The sequence below is a fragment of the Ruegeria sp. BF7 genome (genome assembly GCF_056538605.1).
This window is the reverse complement of sequence record NZ_JBQFTM010000010.1, coordinates 1-15,974: the sequence shown is the minus strand read 5'-3', so window position 1 is coordinate 15,974 and position 15,974 is coordinate 1. Positions and strand designations below refer to the sequence as shown.

Genomic DNA, 15,974 nt, shown 5'->3' with positions numbered 1-15,974 from the left:
GCACCAAACAATATGCGCCCGGTAAACGGGTGCCGGAGCAGAAGGTGATATCATGACGAATTCCAAATTTGTATTGTCCGCCGGGCTGTGCTCGGCCTTGTTTCTGGGGGCCTGTACAGATCCCGGCACGCTGAACCTGCCAGCCGATCCCAACCAGAACGCGAAACAAGGCGCGATTTTGGGTGGTCTAGTAGGGGCCGGAGTTGGCGCGATTGCCAATAACTCGAACCCGGGTCTGGGTGCATTGGCCGGGGCTGCGGTCGGTGCCGCCGGTGGCGGTTTGATCGGCAATCAGCTGGACCGTCAAGCGGCCGAGCTGCGTCAGCAACTGGCCAATCAGGGCATCACCGTCACCAATGCGGGCGACCGTCTGATTGTCACCGTGCCGAATGATATCTCCTTTGACACCGACAGCGCGACCGTGCGCCCGGCGCTGCGGGCTGATCTGGAGAGAGTGGGCCAGAACCTGACGCGGTATCCCAATTCGAGCGTCCAGGTCGTCGGCCATACCGACAGCGATGGCGAGGCGTCGTATAATCAGGCCTTGTCCGAACGCCGTGCCCGGTCGGTGGCGGATATCCTGCAGGCCAATGGTGTCAGCAGTGCCCGGATCAGCACAGTAGGCCTGGGTGAGAACCGACCAGCCGCGTCGAACCTGACGCCCGAGGGCAAGGCCCGCAACCGCCGGGTCGATATCGAGATCATTCCGAACGGTAGCGTTTAATGTGAAGGGGGCACCTGCGGGTGCCCTTTTTCGCACATTGACTGCGCGTCAACTGGGCTTTGGCGCGTGCGGCCTTTGGGCTAGCTATTGGGAAACACCAAGACGGAGTTTCCTGATGTCTGAACCGATCCTGCTGAGCCTTTCAGGCTCGTTGCGCCAAAATGCCACCAACCGCAAACTGCTTCGCGAGGCCGCGCGGCTGTTCAACCCCGGCACCCATATCGAGGCCGATCTGAATCTGCCGCTCTATGACGGTGATCTGGAAGCGGGCGAGGGCATTCCACAGGCGGTTCAAACGCTGGCTGAACAAATCGCGCAGGCCCATGCGGTGATCATCTCAACGCCGGAATACAACAAAGGACCGTCTGGCGTTCTTAAAAACGCGCTGGACTGGGTCAGCCGGACCAATGGTCGCCCGTGGGCAGACAAACCGGTTGCCGTGATGTCGGCGGCAGCTGGCCGTGCGGGCGGTGAACGTGCGCAGATGGTTCTGCGCAGCTGTATGGTGCCGTTCCAGCCGCGCATCCTGCAGGGGCCGGAAATCCATCTGGCTGACAGCTCGAACGAGTTCGACGAGCAGGGGAAACTGACCAGCGACCACTACGAAAGCAGCTTGCGGACCCTGATGGAGAAGCTGCGAACTGAGGCAGGGTTCTAACGCTTGTTGACCCTCTCCGGGCCGCTTAATCTGCCGCCATGGCAGATGAAATTCAATCTGATGTGATCGACCCGGCCCGTGCTGCCGCATTGCAGGTGGCGTTGGGGCTGGACGCAACGATAATGGCGGGGGCGGCGCTGCCGCCGTTCTTTCACCAACTCTATTTCTGGTTGCCCCAGCCGCCCGAGCGTTTGGGCCGCGATGGGCATCCGAAGGTGGGGGGCAGTCTGATCCCCGATATGGGCCTGCCCCGTCGCATGTGGGCGGGCGGCCGCCTGCACTTCCACACGCCTCTGATCGCGGGGGCAGGGGCCGAGCGCCGCTCGGTCTGTGAAAAAGCGACTTCGAAAACGGGACGCACCGGGCCATTGGGATTTGTTACGCTGCGCCACGAGGTTTGGCAGAGTGATACGCTGTGCCTGACCGAATGGCAGGATCTGGTCTACCGTCAGGATCCATCGCCTGATGAGGTCAAACCGGTTCCGCCCCTTGCGCGCACGGACGAGACAGACCTGTGCACGGTCACTTTTGACAGCACTTTGCTGTTCCGCTATTCGGCGCTGACCTTCAACGGCCACCGTATCCACTATGATCTGGACTATGCCCGCGATGTCGAGGGCTATGCCGGGCTGGTCGTGCACGGCCCGTTGCTGGCGCAGCACCTGATGCTGTATGCGGAAGACGCTATGGGGCCTTTGGCGAAGTTCTCGTTCCGGGCAACCGCGCCGCTGATGCATTTCGAAACCGCGACACTGTGTCGGAACGGGCAAACCCTGTGGGTACGTGGCCCAGATGGTCGGCAATGCATGTTGGCTGAGGCTGTGTCTTCATCAGAGTGAGGCCTCGGGCCGGAAATCGTCGGGGATCGTGTCGCGCCCGTCCAGCACCAGATCGGTCATGACCTCGGCCAGTTTTGGGGCCATGCCGAAACCAATCTTGAAGCCACCATTGGCGATGAACTGCCCCTGATGCAACGGATGTGCACCCAGCATCGGGGCGCGGCTTTTGCTGCGGGGGCGCACGCCGGCCCACCGTTCGATCACCTCGGCGCCGTGCAGCACAGGCACCGCCCGCGTGGCGCGATCCAGCACGTCGTCCAGCGCGGCATCCGTGCTGGACGGGTCGTCGTAGTCGCGTTCTGAGGTCGAACCGATAGCAAGGGTTCGATCGGCATGGGGCACGATGTGGATCGCATCGGCAAACAGCTGCGGCACTTCACCCGCATCAAAACGCAGCAGCGCGGCCTGTCCCTTAACGCCATTGCCGACGGTTTTGCCAAAGGCCTGGCTCAACTCCTGCAACCCAGCCAGACCGGTGGCATGAACGACCTGACCCCGGTCCGGCGCTTCCGCCACCACGTCCACTCCCATCACTGCCAATGCCGACACCAGCGCGGCACAGGCGCGGCGGGGGTGCATTCGCGCGCTTAGCGTGTCGTGGATTACGAAACCGGTCGGGCTGGGCGGGCACCACGAACCGAGGGCCTCGGCAGCTACAACCCTCCATTCGGCGCGCCCCTGCCACAGCTCGGCAGCGGTTTCCGCGCGCGCATGGGCAAGCTCCAGCGTGCGAGCGTCAGCAATGGGTTGCAACCGGCCCAACCGCGCGTAACCGGGGGAAACGCCGCCGGTGGCTTCGACCTGCTTCCAGAACGGTTCGGCCATGATCAGGCTGTCGAACTGAAAGGCTTTCTTGGCGTTCCAGTTCTCGGGTACATGCGGGGCCAGCGCACCGACCAACCCGCTGCTGGAGCCTGAACCGGCACCATACGGATCGACGACCTGCACTTTTGCGCCACGTCGGGCGCAGGTCCAGGCGATGGACAGGCCAAAGATGCCCGCACCGCGCACCGTTACATCGACCATTGCCATTCCCCTTTTCCTTGTTCAGTGTCGCGCCGCTTAGCTACAGGATTCCCCGATGGCAGACCAGCGCGCTGAACTGACATGGACCGAGGATCAGATTCCGGTCTCGGACCGTTTCGATGATCCGTATTTCTCACTGCAGAACGGGCTGGAAGAGACGCGACACGTGTTTCTGGCGGGCAATGACCTGCCCGCGCGGTTTGCGCCGGGGTTTCACATTGCCGAACTGGGGTTCGGCACCGGTCTGAATATGCTAACCGTGTGGTCTGAGTGGGAGAGGGCTGGCCAAACCGCCCCCCTGAGCTTCACCAGTTTTGAGGCTTTCCCGATGGTGGCCGACGACATGTCCCGTGCGCTGGCGGCCTTTCCGGAACTTGCGCCTTGGACCGACCGTTTTCTGGATCGATGGCAGGGCGGTCGGTGTAATCTGGGCACCCTGCATCTTGAGGTGATCGAAGGCGACGCGCGTCAAACGCTGCCCGCATGGGAAGGCGAGGCTGATGCCTGGTTTCTGGACGGGTTTTCGCCAGCCAAGAACCCCGAACTCTGGGGGGCGGACCTGATGCAGCAGGTGGCCGACCACACGGTGGCTGGCGGTACGGCGGCCACGTATACTGCCGCTGGGTTTGTGCGGCGCGGTTTGGAGGGTGCGGGCTTTACTGTCACCCGTACTCCCGGTTTCGGCCACAAACGCCATATGACCCGGGCTATCCAGGAATGACGCAGCAGAACAACTCCCGCGTGGGCATCGCGCTGATGATCGCGGCGACAATTGTGTTTGCCCTGCAGGACGGCATCTCGCGCCATCTGGCGGGAACATACAACACCTACATGGTGGTGATGATCCGCTACTGGTTTTTCGCGGCCTTCGTGATTGCGCTGGCCGCGCGTTCTCCCGGAGGCTTGGTGGCTGCCACCCGAACCAGCCAGCTTGGGCTTCAAGTCTTCCGTGGCCTCTTGTTGGCGGCTGAGATTTGCGTCGCCGTTTATGCCTTCACGGCGCTGGGTTTGATCGACAGCATGGCCGTGTTCATCTGTTATCCGCTGCTGGTCGCGGCACTCAGCGGGCCGGTGCTGGGCGAGCAGGTCGGCTGGCGGCGCTGGGTGGCGATCGGAGTGGGCTGCATCGGCGTTCTGATCATCCTGCAACCGGGTGTTGGCGTGTTTAACCCTTGGGCCATCCTGCCACTGATTTCCGCGCTGATGTTCGCGGTTTATGGTTTGCTGACCCGCTATGTTGCCCGCAAGGACAGTTCGGCCACCAGTTTTTTCTGGACCGGCATTGCCGGGGCCGTCGCGATGACACTGGTGGGAATGTGGTTCTGGGAACCGATGGCGCGCGCGGATTGGGTGTGGATGGCGCTGCTCTGTGTCAGCGGCGTTCTGGGCCACTGGCTGTTGATCAAATGCTATGAAATGGCCGAGGCCAGCGCCGTACAGCCCTTTGCCTATTTCCATCTGGTCTGGAGCGCCACCCTCGGCATCTTGGTCTTTGGTGAGGCGTTGCGGCCCGCAGTTGTCATCGGGGCCGCATTGGTTGTGGCTGCGGGCCTGTTCACCCTATGGCGCGAACGAAGCCAGGGTTGAGCCGACCAACTCCTGCGAGAAAGGAACCGGCAAAGCGGGCTGACCCAAACGGGCACGATAGACCGGAAGGCTTTCGGCCACCCGCATCACGTAATTGCGGGTTTCGCTGAAGGGGATGGTCTCAATCCAGTCGACCACGTCAATCTCACCGGCGCGGGGGTCACCATAGCGCTCCATCCAAGAGATCGGGCGGCGCGGTCCAGCGTTATACCCTGCGGCCATCATCACCACATTGCCGTTGAAATCAGCTGCCAGACCCGAGAGGTAATTTGCGCCCAGCTTGGCGTTGTATTGCCAGTCCGAAGTCAATTTCAACGTCTTGTGACCGCTGAGGATGCCCAGTTCCTTGGCCACCAGCTTGGCTGTGGCCGGCATTACCTGCATCAACCCGCGTGCGCCGGCACCGCTGACGACCACAGGGTCGAACTCACTTTCGCGGCGGGCGATGGCCAGTGTCATTTCTTTCGCCATAGGCAGGCCCATATCGGCCACCGGATGCATCGGGTAATAGGCAGCGGGCAAAACAACGCCGGTTTTGGCCGCGCGCTTGGCAATCATCACCGCCAGATGAGGCTCTTTCAGTTCGATCACCAGATCGCCCAACTGTGTGGCTTGCACCGGGTCAAGCTCTTCGACCAGATGGGTCAGGAAACGCTCGGACAAGTTTTTTTCCCCGGCGCGCAGCAACAGCAGTCCGGCTTCCAATACGCTTGAGTTGGCGAAATCGGCCTGTTTCCAATGCGGTGCCCGGCGCGGATTGGCCAGTTCACCGTCGAAGGGCCGTCCGATCCGTTCGGCTGCCAGCAGGCCATAGAAAGAGGTTTGATAGTCTGCGCCCATCGCATAGGCGTCATAGGCTTTGTCAGCCTCCCCCTGAGCCGCATAGGCCCGGCCGAGCCAATAGCCGCCGCGCCCTTTCGAGATCGGCGATTCCACTGCGCCCGAGAAGTTCTGGAAATGCCGCACCGCCGTGGCGGGATCATTCAGCTTGCGCAGCGCAAGGAACCCGGCCAGCCATTCCAGATCCGCATAGGCGTAACCCATCTCGGGTGTCATGTGGTGGCTGGCAGCGATCTTGTAGGCACGGCTGGCGTCGCCATTGCGCATCTCAAGCCGCGCCAGACGGCGGCGGCCCTCGGCCCATTTGTCCGGCTCACCCAGCGCATCCGGTCCGGTTGAACGTGCCAGCATCAGGTCAATCGCGCTGTCGTCCAGTTCCTTCTTGTCGCGCCAGACAAACCGGTCAAAAGCCAGACCCGGAGATTCGACCAGCGCCTTCGGAACCGCGGCGACCTTGTTATCCACACCGGGCTGGCGTTTTTGCAGGGCAATCCGCGCCTCGGCCAGCTTGCGCTGATCGGCGCTGACCAAGGGCAACATCTGCCCGGCGCTGACATGGTGCCCATCCCACAGCATTCGGTCCAGCCGGGCGGCGTGATGGGGTTTCAGCAGCTTGCCGAAATTCTCAAGGTAGTCCTTTTGCAGCCCCGACCCCATCGGCATAGTGCGCCAGGCGGCCACGATATCGGCTTCGGCATCGCCCGGATGCCCCTTAGCCTTCAGCGCGACGGCATAGTTCAGCGCACCTTCCGCTGTTTGCGGCCGATTGCCGGCATAGAATTTCATCACCCGGTCAGGATCGGCACCGGTGAACGCAGGCTCGCTTTTGTGTCGCAGCCAGGCCAGCCCGGGCCAGTCCGGACGGCGGTCCAGAAACACAAGCACATCTCCCGAGCTGCCAAAGCCCTGCCGCAGCCAGTGCCAAACGATGATATCGCGGCTGACGGACCCCCGCTTGCCCGACACACGCAGGGCCGCATTCCAGTCGCCCTTGCGCATTTCATTCATCCCGGCGCGCAGATCGCCCGCGGCGTCAGCCCGCGCTTGCCCGATTGACCCCAGAATCACCGCTATCAAAAGCGCCAGAACGCGTGTCATGCCTTGCATTTCCCAACCAACCAAGGATACAGCCACTCAGGATAAACCTTGCGCCGCCGGGATCAACTCACATCGTGACGATTGTGATGGCCCGAGGCGCAAAAATTACTAACCGCACACCAAGGAGCGTGTCATGTTCAAAGGCTCAATGCCAGCCCTCGTCACCCCGTTCACAAACGGCGAGTTGGACCTGAAGACGCTCAAACACTTGGTGGAATGGCAGATTCAAGAAGGTTCGACCGGGCTGGTTCCCGTAGGCACCACCGGTGAAAGCCCGACGCTCAGCCATGAAGAGCACGAAACCGTTGTGGAAGAGGTTGTCAAAGCCGCCGCCGGTCGAGTGCCGGTTATCGCGGGTGCGGGCTCGAACAACACGGTCGAAGCGATCCGCTTCGTGCGATTCGCAGAACGGATCGGTGCGGATGCGGCGCTGGTTGTGACGCCGTACTACAACAAGCCCACCCAAAAGGGGTTGATCGCGCATTTCCGCGCGCTGCATGATTGCGCCGATATCCCAATCATCATCTACAACATCCCTGGCCGGTCAGTGATCGACATGACTCCCGCAACGATGGGAGAGCTGGCCGAGCTGCCACGCATCGTTGGCGTGAAGGACGCAACAGGCGACTTGGCCCGCGTCAGTCAGCAACGTGCCTCGTGTGGGCCCGACTTCTGTCAACTGTCGGGCGAGGACGCCACCGCGCTGGGCTTCAACGCGCATGGTGGCGTCGGCTGCATTTCGGTCACCGCAAACGTTGCGCCGAAGCTATGTGCCGAATTCCAGCAGGCGACGCTGGCGGGCGACTACACCAAGGCGCTGGCGTATCAGGACCGTCTGATGCCGCTGCACGAAGCGATCTTTATTGAGCCGGGTCTGGTTGGCGCCAAATACGCGCTCAGCAAGCTGGGCCTGTGCAGCACCGAAGTCCGGTCGCCCCTGACCGCGTTGGACGACAGCACAATGGCCGCCATCGACGCTGCAATGGAGCATGCGGGGCTGCTCTGAGTCATTAGCCGGGGCCTGTTGATATCAGCGGGCCCTGTCTGCCAGCAGTTTTTCCAGATGTTGGGTCTTCTCGGGATTGCGAACCACATAGATGGCTGCGATCTTACCCTTTTCTATCTTTAGCGAGGTCGCCTGCATTGACCCCGCCGGTTCTTTGTTGATTACTGCCGGTAGTCCATTCAGCCAACAGAAGGTTGCGGAATAGGTCTGATCGGCAGTGGCTTTCCGCGCCAGCCCCGCGAAAAACCGAATGACTTTATCCCGCCCGTAAATCGGGTTCAGTGTTGCGATGATTTTACCGCCACCATCCGTGTGCAATTGCACATCCCGTGCCAACAGGTTGGTCAGGTTTCTTGTGTCGCCACTTTTTGCTGCGTCAAAAAACGCCTTGGCCAGTTCTTCGCCGTGCTCACGCGTGACGCTTGCACGGGGCTTGACGTGCTCAACATGCTTTCTGGCACGGCTGACGAGTTGGCGACAGCTGCTCTGGCTGCGGTTTAGCGTATCAGACAAGTCGGAATAGGTATGTTCGAATACGTCATGCAAAAGGAATGCAGCGCGTTCCAGAGGCGACAAACGCTCCAAAGCCATCAAGAGCGCAACAGAAACATCGCGGTCCAATCGTTCTGTCGCGTCTTCCGTAACCAGCGGTTCTGGCAACCATTCTCCGGGGTAAGCCTCACGCGTGGCCCGGGCCGCGCGTAGATGATCGAGGCAAAGCCTGGAAACCACGCGGATGAGATATCCTGTGGTGTCGCGCACCTGCTCGGTGTCGACGCGCTGCCAGCGCAGGTAAGCTTCCTGAACGATATCCTCGGCATCGCTGACTGATCCAAGCATATGATATGCAACCGCGAAAAGACGCGGTTGCATTTCGACAAATGCCCGATCTTTGGGCAGAGGGATCGTACGGGTCACGCAGCCGTGGCCTTTTTGCTTTCAGGGTGTGGAATCGCAAACCCAATGGCCAGACGGTTCCAGGTATTGATTGTGGTGGTCACAAGGGTCAGTGTGATTAGGTCCCGCTCCGAAAACTGCGCAGCAACTACCCGATAAACATCGTCAGGTGCACGGCTGGTTTCGATCCGGGTGAGCGTTTCAGCCCAGATCAACGCCGCGCGTTCGCGCTCCGAAAACAGCGACGATTCATGCCAGGCGTTCAGCAGGTGTAAGCGGTCTTCGGTTTCTCCGTTTGCGCGCGCGTCATGCGTATGCATGTGAATGCAATAGGCACATCCATTGACCTGAGAAACTCTGAGTTTCACAAGCTCGATCAGGCTATGTTCCAGTTCGGACGCGCGCAGTCGTTCCTCCATGTCGAGCATGGGCTGCAACAGGTCGGGTGCAAGGGCAAAGTGATTGATCCGGGGGGACATCGATTTCTCCTGTTTGGGTATTGAACAAAAACAGGACGCACGAGTCACCGGGTTTGTGACACGGTGCAAAGAAAAAGAGCCTCACTCCCGAGGCTCTTTCTACCGTTTTCAGCGCTTGCCGTAATATAGCCCCACCACGTGTTCAGCTTGCGCGAAGAAAAGCCACCGCGAGGCTACGACGCCGGTCAGATGTGACAGTACGGCAAGCAGTGCAAGGATGTGTTTGATCGCGACCCCCGAGACCGGGATCAGGATCAACAGCAACGGGAAGACAAAGGCCAAGCCAAAAGAAATCGCACGCAGTTTCTGTGCATGTTTGCGCCCGACGACGTGGACGAATTCTCGCAGCAGATAGTTGGTTCCCGTGTGTGGCGGTTCAAACGCACGAACGGTGCCTCGGCCTCCCAACCCGGTTGCGGTGCCCAAGGTGGTGCCAGACCGGGTCAATGCGCCGTCGCCCTTAGCCCAATAGGCAAGCTGCACGGCCCCAGCGATGGCCAACAGCCAGGGAGCCAAGGCTTCGACCCCGGCCAATAGAGCACCCCCTGCAAGGCTGAAAGACAGAAACAGTGCCGGTGTCAGGTTCATGTTCCAACGCGGGACTGTCTTGAGCTGTGTATAGATCATCGAGGTGGTAAACACGGTGGCCAGACTGAGCAGTGCTCCGACCCACCCCAAAACGGTCCAATGGCTGCCCATGAACACGGCACCAAGGGCATAAAGCCCCATGACAAGCAGTGCAGCAACGGCGCAGACCCCCTCCCGGCTGAGCCAGCTGGATTTCCATTGGCTGAACGCTTTCCAGGCACGTTCCGGGTGTCCAAGGTGGAAGGTTGAGGCGAGCAGGCCGCCCACCGCCAGAGCGTAGGCGATGAGGTAGAATACGAACGCGACGAAACCGGTTACCGCGGGTTGGCCGAGGCCAAGGAAAAACAGCAGGCCGAAGCCCAGCCCGGAACAGGTTGTGAAGATGATGACAGATGGGGCCGGATGCATCAGAGCTTCTCCAGAGTTTTGTCGAGCCAGCCTAGGAAGCCTTTGGGCTCTTCGGCGACCGGGGCAAGCAGGGGTGCCAGAATGTCGATCTGGTCCTCGATCTGATCCTTGGGCCGTGGCGGCAGGTACTTGTTGACGGGTTTGGTGCCCATTTCAGGCATCAGGTCCATGCCCTCGCGCTCGGCCACCAGTTTGCTGACATCGCTGTCGGGGTCGCCAAGATCACCGAAATGACGTGCTCCAGCGGGGCAGGTACGGACGCAAGAGGGGACGCGGTCCACTTCGGGCAGGTTTTCGTTATAGATACGGTCGACGCAGAGGGTGCATTTTTTCATCACACCTTCGGCCACGTCCAGTTCACGCGCGCCATAGGGGCAGGACCAAGCGCAAAGGCCGCAGCCGATACAGTCGCTTTCATTGACCAGAACGATGCCGTCTTCGACCCTTTTGTAGCTGGCCCCGGTTGGGCAAACGGTGACACAGGGCGCGTCCTCGCAATGCAGGCACGACTTGGGGAAGTGGATCAGTTGGGCGTGACCCTGTTCAGGTGTTACCTCGTAGGAATGCACACGGTTCAGGAAGGTGCCCGATGGGTTACCGCCATAGGCGTCCTGATCCGACAGCGGCGCGCCGTAGTTCTCGGTGTTCCAGCCTTTGCATGAGATCACGCAGGCATGGCAGCCGACACAGGTATCCAGGTCGATGACCAGACCCATTTTGCGTTCGGTGGATTGGGGGAGCTGAGTCATTTGCCTACCTTCCACGCCAGATCTTTCGGACCGGTGCCAACGGGTGACTTGATCGGACCAAACTCGGGCTGGCTTTCCGCGTCACTCGGGGCCTCGGCTTTTTCGATTTTCACTTTCAGGTCGAACCATGCGGCCTGTCCGGTGATCGGGTCCGAGTTGGCCCAGCGTTGCCCGTCGCCTTTTGGCGGTAGCAGCTCGTGGATCAGGTGGTTCAGCAGGAAGCCCTTGGTGGCCTCCGGCGCATCCTCCTGCAGGGCCCAGGCGCCTTTGCGTTTGCCGATGGCGTTCCATGTCCAGACGGTGTTGTCGTTCAGCGCTGCCATCTCCATGACCGGAACGGTGATTTCCCCGTGTGGAGAGCTGACCTTCGCCCAGTCGCCGTCGCTCAGCCCGTGCTCACGCATCAGTTTTGTCGGGACATATAACGGGTTGCGCCCGTGCAACTGGCGCAGCCACGCGTTCTGGGTGCCCCAGCTGTGATACATCGCCATCGGACGTTGGGTCAGGGCGTTGACCGTAAAGCCCTCATTGCCTTGCTGATCGGTTTCGTACCAGATCGGCAGCGGGTCCATGGTGTCCTTGACGCGCTGGCGCAAGTGCTCAGGGGGCTGGCGATCTCCGTGGCCTTCAGCGGCCAGCTGGAACTTTCGCATCGGTTCGGAATAGAGCTGGAACAGGTAGGGTTGCGGGCTGTCATAGATGCCCATTCCCACGGCCCAATCCTGATAGGCAGCGTTCCACGGCTTGTAGTAATCCGCGCCTTCGGGGATATGCGCAACGTAGAAGCCGCCGTTTTCGATATAGCGGTTCAGCTGGTCAGGGTTGACTTCTCCGCGGCCTTCTTTTTCACCGTTTTCACCCCGGAACCCGGCCAGCGGGCCGATGCCCGGCTTGCGCTGATGGTTGACGATATAGTCGGCATAGTCCTGCCACTTGGGCGTGCCGTCTTCGTTGGTGAATCCCGGGAGGCTCATGCGGTTAGCCAGTTCGATCAGCACCGACTGGAACCCGCGCACGTCGCGGTCGGGTTCGACCACCGGCCAGCGGATCGCGTCGGCGGCGGCGTCAGCCTCGCAGATCGGGCGATCCAGCAGAGAAATACAGTCGTGCCGTTCCAGATAGGTGGTGTCGGGCAGGACAAGGTCGGCATAAGCCACCATTTCCGAAGAATAGGCATCGGAATAGATGATCTTGGGGATGACGTATTTTCCGTCTTCGTTGCGGGCGGTCAGCATCTCCATCACACCCTTGGTGTTCATGGAGGAGTTCCATGACATGTTCGCCATGTACATGAACAGCGTATCGATCTTGTAAGGATCACCTGCGGCGGCGTTCGAGATCACCATGTGCATCAGCCCGTGGGCGGACATGGGGTTCTCCCAAGTGAATGCCTTGTCGATGCGCTGTGGCGTGCCGCAATCGTCGATCAGCAGGTCTTCGGGGCCACGCACAAATCCCAGATGCGGACCTTCCAGCGGGCGCCCGGGCCGACGGTCTCCGTGCGGGCTGGGGTGTGCCTCTATCGGTTTGGGGTAGGGCGGTTTGAAACGGAAGCCACCGGGGACTTCAACCGTTCCGAGCAGGATCTGTAGCACATGCAGCGCCCGGCAGGTCTGAAATCCGTTGGCATGGGCCGAAATCCCGCGCATGGCGTGAAAGCTGACCGGGCGGCCTGTCATTTTTGAATGTGTTTCACCCCGGAAATCGGTCCACTCGTGGTCCAGTTCGAAGGCCTCTTCAAAGGCGACGCGGGCGATTTCGGCGGCGATGGCACGGATGCGTTGGGCTGGGATACCGCAGCGATCGGCCACGTTTTCGGGTGAATGCTCGTCGGACAGGTACTTCTCGGCCATCAGGTGGAAAACAGGGCGGTGGGTGACGCCGTCTTTTTCATACGTGGTCGACAGATCAGGGCGGACACCCGGCTTGTCAAAAGCCGTCGGCTCACCTGTCACGCGATCGATGACCAGCGGCTTGCCATCGGCGTTGCGCAGGAACAGGCCCTTTTCGGACCCTTCGGCGGCGTTCACCAGAACCGGCGCGTTGGTGTAGCGGCTGAGGTAGTCGAGATCGATCTTGCCCGCCTTCATCAGCACATGGATCAGCGACAGGATGAACAGCCCATCAGTGCCGGGGGTGATCCCGACCCAGTCATCAGCGACGGCGTTATAGCCCGAGCGGATCGGGTTTACGCCGATCACCCGCGCGCCGCGTGCCTTGATCTTGCCGATACCCATCTTGATCGGGTTGCTGTCATGGTCTTCGGCCACACCGAACAGCATGAACAGTTTGGTATGCTCCCAGTCGGGCTGGCCGAACTCCCAGAAGGCGCCACCCATGGTATAGATGCCGCCAGCGGCCATGTTGACCGAGCAGAACCCGCCATGGGCCGCGTAGTTGGGCGTGCCGAAATTCTGTGCCCAGAACGATGTGAAGCTCTGGCTTTGATCGCGGCCAGTGAAGAAGGCCAGTTTCTGCGGTGCGGTCTCGTGCAACTCGTTCAGCCAGCCGACGGCGGTGCTGATCGCCTCATCCCATTCGATCTCACGAAACTCACCCGAACCGCGCGGCCCGACCCGAAGCAGCGGCTTGCGAAGGCGGGATGGCGCGTTGACCTGCATGATCCCTGCCGATCCTTTGGCGCAGAGAACGCCCTTGTTCACCGGATGGTCGCGGTTGCCTTCGATATAGGCGACCTTGCCGTCCTTCATATGCACGTTGATGCCACAGCGACAGGCGCACATGTAACAGGTGGTGCGCCGGACCTCGTCCGAGACTTTGGGGCTGGTGTCGATCTTCGGTTGCTGGATGGTCATCTGGCGTCCTTCTGTCGGGTCAGCGTATCAGGTCAGGAATGTTATTCCGGCGAGGATAACTCCTGCAATAAAAAGAGTTTCCACGACGATCAGGGCGATTGCAGCGCCGCCGACCGACAGGATTTGCTTCAGGTTGGTCTTCATGCCGACCGCCGCGATGGCGATCAGCAACAGCCAGCGCGAGGTTTGGCTGAGCAGTTCCGAAATGAACGGCGGAATCAGACCGAATGAGCTGGCCCCAGCCAAAACCAGAAAGCCCACGACAAAGCTGGGCAGGATCGGCGGGCGTTGGCCTGCCTCATCCATGTCGGCGACACTGCGGATTATCAGCGAGGCGACCAGAACCACCGGAGCCAGCATGGCCACGCGGAATAGCTTCACCAGCGTCGCGGTGTCGCCGGTCTGTTCCGAAATCGAGAATCCCGCGCCAACAACCTGCGCCACGTCGTGGATCGTGCCGCCCAGGAACACGCCGCCTGCCACGTCGCTCATGCCCAGCGTGCGCACCAGGATGGGGTAGGCGATCATAGCAATAGTCGACAGCACGGTGACACCCAGAACGGTAAAGATCAGCCGTTCCTCGGACCGCTCGTCCTTGGGCAGGATGGCGCTGATTGCCATTGCGGCAGAGGCACCGCAGATCGCAACCGAACCCGCGGTCAAAAAGGCAAAGCGCCACTTATGTCCAAAGAACCGCGCGATCAGCAGGCCAAATGCGATCGTGGCCAGAACACCACCAACGACCAATGCGATCAGGTCCCAGCCCAGCCCCATCATCAACGTCATCGAAACCCGCACGCCCAAAAGCGCCACGCCCAGCCGCAACAGCGATTTCGCGGCAAAGCCGATGCCAGGCACGGTTTTACCCTCTTCCCCCAGAAAGCTGAGCGCGATGCCCAGCAACAGCGCCATCAGCATGGCGGGGGTGGCATAGTGCTCGGACAGGAACTTGGCCGTCGCGGCAACGGTCATAGCCACCAGCACGCCGGGAAACAGGGTGCGGATCGTCCGGGCGGCGTTTGCGCCGAAAAGAGACGTAAGCTCGGTCTTTGCCAGCATCTACCCAACAGGCCTTCTTGAAAAACTACGGTATCGGCAGACAAGCCGCCAGGGGTCTTTGGTGATCGGGTCAACACGTCTCCGGCTTGGACTCGGCATGTTGAGCCTGCACGGCCGTCACGGCGATCATGTGCAGAATGTCTTCGGCGGAACATCCGCGCGACAGGTCGTTTGCGGGTTTGGCCAGCCCCTGCAGGACCGGGCCGATCGCCTCGACCCTGCCAATGCGCTGGGCGATTTTGTATCCCAGGTTTCCGGCATCCAGATTGGGAAAGACAAAGACATTCGCCTCACCCTTCAGCGGCGAATCGGAGGCTTTCTTGGCCGCGACCTCGGGCACGAAGGCGGCATCGAACTGCAGCTCTCCGTCGATCAGCAGCGTTGGGTCCCTATCGCGCGCAATTTGCGTGGCCTCGACGACCTTGGAAACTTTGGCATGTTGGGCGCTGCCGGAGGTGGAAAAGGACAGCATTGCCACGCGCGCGGTTTCACCGGTCAGGGTCTCGTAGGACGCGGCCGAGGCGCGGGCGATCTCGGCCATTTCCTGTGCGCTGGGGTCAACGACCAGACCGCAATCGGCAAAGATGCGTGCGCCCTTGACCTCGTGATGGTCCTTGCAGAACAGCATCAGAAAAAAGCTGGAGACCATGGCGGCATCCGGGGCTGTGCCGATGATCTGCAACGCGGCACGCACGGTGTCTGACGTGGTTTCAACCGCGCCGCCGACAGTGCCGTCTGCAATGCTCTGCTGCACCAGCATGGCGGCAAAATTCAGACGGTTTGTGATCTGTTGCCGCGCCTGGTCAAGCGAAATTCCCTTGTGTTTGCGCCGTTCATACAGCGCTTGTGCAAGTTCGGGTGTCAGTGAAGAGTGGGCAGGATCGTAAATTTTGATCCGTTCGCGATCATAGCTTTCATGCGTGTCCAGCAAGGCCGAGACTTCGGCCTTGCTGCCAATCAGAATAATCCGCGCAACGTTCTCTTTCACAGCCATGACCGCGCCTTCGACAACACGGGGATCATCGCCCTCGGCTAAGGCGATGATCTTGTCAGAGGCGCTTGCAGTCCCGAGAATGGCGCGCAGAGGTTTCACTCGGATTACGCTCCGGCCTGTGGTGTCATATCGTTTTCGCTGATACCGGCGACTGCGACCGGTTTTTTCATCGCGTCACGACGGAAGGGCTCGCCCAGTTCCTGGTT

The 15,974-nt window shown here is 60.8% G+C and carries 15 protein-coding genes; 6 read left to right on the top strand and 9 right to left on the bottom strand.

Annotation, left to right across the window (positions count from 1 at the left end):
* The first annotated feature begins 52 nt into the window (after nt 1–52).
* The 3 genes from ACR0IK_RS17360 (at nt 53) to ACR0IK_RS17350 (ending at nt 2,221) form a co-directional block, all read left to right on the top strand.
* Nucleotides 53–724 carry a YiaD family glycine zipper/OmpA-like lipoprotein gene (locus ACR0IK_RS17360; RefSeq protein ID WP_480642459.1) on the top strand — a complete coding sequence of 224 codons (672 nt, stop codon included), beginning with the start codon at nt 53–55 and terminating at the stop codon, nt 722–724.
* Nucleotides 725–839: 115 nt separating this feature from the next.
* A complete protein-coding gene (locus ACR0IK_RS17355) occupies nt 840–1,382 on the top strand; it encodes an NADPH-dependent FMN reductase (RefSeq protein WP_480642458.1) in 543 nt (180 codons plus the stop codon).
* 38 nt (nt 1,383–1,420) lie between these two features.
* Nucleotides 1,421–2,221 carry an HTD2 family dehydratase gene (locus ACR0IK_RS17350; RefSeq protein ID WP_480642457.1) on the top strand — a complete coding sequence of 267 codons (801 nt, stop codon included), beginning with the start codon at nt 1,421–1,423 and terminating at the stop codon, nt 2,219–2,221.
* Here ACR0IK_RS17350 and ACR0IK_RS17345 read toward each other — a convergent pair.
* Nucleotides 2,213–3,253, bottom strand: a complete 1,041-nt coding sequence (locus ACR0IK_RS17345) for an NAD(P)/FAD-dependent oxidoreductase (protein ID WP_480642456.1) — start codon at nt 3,251–3,253, stop codon at nt 2,213–2,215. The genes ACR0IK_RS17350 and ACR0IK_RS17345 overlap by 9 nt on opposite strands.
* A 49-nt stretch (nt 3,254–3,302) precedes the next feature.
* On the opposite strand from ACR0IK_RS17345, the gene mnmC2 reads away from it, so the two are divergent.
* Nucleotides 3,303–3,968, top strand: coding sequence for a tRNA (5-methylaminomethyl-2-thiouridine)(34)-methyltransferase MnmC2 (mnmC2, locus tag ACR0IK_RS17340; RefSeq protein WP_480593969.1), 666 nt, complete (start codon nt 3,303–3,305; stop codon nt 3,966–3,968).
* Nucleotides 3,965–4,834 (top strand): DMT family transporter, encoded by an 870-nt coding sequence (locus ACR0IK_RS17335; protein WP_480642455.1) that lies wholly within the window; start codon nt 3,965–3,967, stop codon nt 4,832–4,834. The genes mnmC2 and ACR0IK_RS17335 overlap by 4 nt, the downstream gene beginning before the upstream one ends.
* On the opposite strand, the gene ACR0IK_RS17330 is transcribed toward ACR0IK_RS17335, so the two are convergent.
* Entirely contained in the window at nt 4,808–6,772 is a 1,965-nt protein-coding gene (locus tag ACR0IK_RS17330; RefSeq protein WP_480642454.1) for a lytic transglycosylase domain-containing protein, read from the bottom strand. The genes ACR0IK_RS17335 and ACR0IK_RS17330 overlap by 27 nt on opposite strands.
* A gap of 133 nt (nt 6,773–6,905) precedes the next feature.
* Here ACR0IK_RS17330 and dapA point away from each other — a divergent pair, with 133 nt between their 5' ends.
* Nucleotides 6,906–7,778 carry a 4-hydroxy-tetrahydrodipicolinate synthase gene (dapA, locus tag ACR0IK_RS17325; protein WP_480642453.1) on the top strand — a complete coding sequence of 291 codons (873 nt, stop codon included), beginning with the start codon at nt 6,906–6,908 and terminating at the stop codon, nt 7,776–7,778.
* Between the two features lie 24 nt (nt 7,779–7,802).
* On the opposite strand, the gene ACR0IK_RS17320 is transcribed toward dapA, so the two are convergent.
* From ACR0IK_RS17320 to pta, 7 genes are all read right to left on the bottom strand, one after another.
* Complete coding sequence (locus tag ACR0IK_RS17320) at nt 7,803–8,696, bottom strand: sigma-70 family RNA polymerase sigma factor (protein WP_480642452.1); 894 nt, start codon at nt 8,694–8,696, stop codon at nt 7,803–7,805.
* A complete protein-coding gene (locus tag ACR0IK_RS17315) occupies nt 8,693–9,154 on the bottom strand; it encodes a carboxymuconolactone decarboxylase family protein (protein ID WP_480642451.1) in 462 nt (153 codons plus the stop codon). Before ACR0IK_RS17315 ends, ACR0IK_RS17320 begins: the two co-directional genes overlap by 4 nt.
* A 108-nt stretch (nt 9,155–9,262) precedes the next feature.
* A complete protein-coding gene (locus ACR0IK_RS17310; RefSeq protein WP_480642449.1) occupies nt 9,263–10,150 on the bottom strand; it encodes a dimethyl sulfoxide reductase anchor subunit family protein in 888 nt (295 codons plus the stop codon).
* Nucleotides 10,150–10,899, bottom strand: coding sequence for a 4Fe-4S dicluster domain-containing protein (locus ACR0IK_RS17305; protein ID WP_480593960.1), 750 nt, complete (start codon nt 10,897–10,899; stop codon nt 10,150–10,152). Before ACR0IK_RS17305 ends, ACR0IK_RS17310 begins: the two co-directional genes overlap by 1 nt.
* The gene (locus tag ACR0IK_RS17300; protein WP_480642448.1) at nt 10,896–13,715 is read right to left on the bottom strand and encodes a molybdopterin oxidoreductase family protein; all 2,820 of its coding nucleotides are present in this window, start codon (nt 13,713–13,715) and stop codon (nt 10,896–10,898) included. The genes ACR0IK_RS17305 and ACR0IK_RS17300 overlap by 4 nt, the downstream gene beginning before the upstream one ends.
* 27 nt (nt 13,716–13,742) lie before the next feature.
* Nucleotides 13,743–14,774: a YeiH family protein gene (locus ACR0IK_RS17295; protein ID WP_480593958.1), complete on the bottom strand. Its 1,032-nt coding sequence runs from the start codon at nt 14,772–14,774 to the stop codon at nt 13,743–13,745.
* 70 nt (nt 14,775–14,844) lie between these two features.
* Nucleotides 14,845–15,867, bottom strand: a complete 1,023-nt coding sequence (gene pta / locus ACR0IK_RS17290) for a phosphate acetyltransferase (protein WP_480642446.1) — start codon at nt 15,865–15,867, stop codon at nt 14,845–14,847.
* Nucleotides 15,868–15,974 lie beyond the last annotated feature (107 nt).